We start from the raw sequence: 619 nt of genomic DNA, 5'->3' as shown, positions 1-619 counted from the left end.
CCGCACGTACGGTTCTGTGAGGGGCTTACATTGTGAGGTGTAAGTCTACTCGACTGTCTTGACTTTATAAATTTCCCCGCCTGATTTGCCCCGTTCATTGTCCAGATAGTACATATAGCAGTGGTCACAGCCCTCACTGTATTTGCGGCAGCCATGCCAGGGATTCCAAATATCACTGCTCATACCGATTCCTTTCCAGTTCGCAAATCAGACTGTGAGGCATTCTTCGTGGCCCACGTACCGCACCAATCCCATAGGCTTTCAGCTTCTCAAACGGGAGAAAAGACGGGTTGTACTGATCCAGCTTTTTCAATCTCATCACATGGTTCATATGTACGTTGCCATCATCATAATGGTAAGGAATATTGACTTCTGTAGCTTCGCACCGATATAGAACAGCGGAAACCGGGGCCGTAACATATAGACAGACAACATCGCCAACGGCTACTTCCTCCTGTTTATAGCCTTGGTCAGTAGTTTGATACTATGTACGAACTTTCTGCGTACTTGCTTTCGTTTTCGGATACCGTACAATATTTATACAATGAATCGTCAAGAGAGGAGCTTCTTGTATAATTCAAATATAAGGAATTCCGAGAAAGAAGGTTGAGAAAAAAAT

At 44.3% G+C, this 619-nt stretch carries 2 protein-coding genes; both read right to left on the bottom strand.

Going from position 1 to position 619, the window contains the following annotated elements; translation table 11 throughout:
• Positions 1 to 45: 45 nt before the first annotated feature.
• Positions 46 to 183 carry a DUF5131 family protein gene (locus G5B11_RS19695; RefSeq protein ID WP_202188989.1) on the bottom strand — a complete coding sequence of 46 codons (138 nt, stop codon included), beginning with the start codon at positions 181 to 183 and terminating at the stop codon, positions 46 to 48.
• Positions 173 to 319 (bottom strand): hypothetical protein, encoded by a 147-nt coding sequence (locus G5B11_RS18785; RefSeq protein WP_173729342.1) that lies wholly within the window; start codon positions 317 to 319, stop codon positions 173 to 175. The genes G5B11_RS19695 and G5B11_RS18785 overlap by 11 nt, the downstream gene beginning before the upstream one ends.
• Positions 320 to 619: the final 300 nt, after the last annotated feature.

The organism is Blautia glucerasea, assembly GCF_013304385.1.
GTDB lineage: Bacteria > Bacillota > Clostridia > Lachnospirales > Lachnospiraceae > Blautia_A > Blautia_A ammoniilytica.
The sequence above is the reverse complement of the archived record's forward strand: the minus strand, read 5'-3'. Positions and strand labels throughout refer to the sequence as shown.

Bases quoted from the DNA above. Each gene is read 5' to 3' on its own strand.
- G5B11_RS19695 (WP_202188989.1), bottom strand. From the start codon at position 183: ATGAGCAGTGATATTTGGAATCCCTGGCATGGCTGCCGCAAATACAGT.
- G5B11_RS18785 (WP_173729342.1), bottom strand. From the start codon at position 319: ATGAGATTGAAAAAGCTGGATCAGTACAACCCGTCTTTTCTCCCGTTT.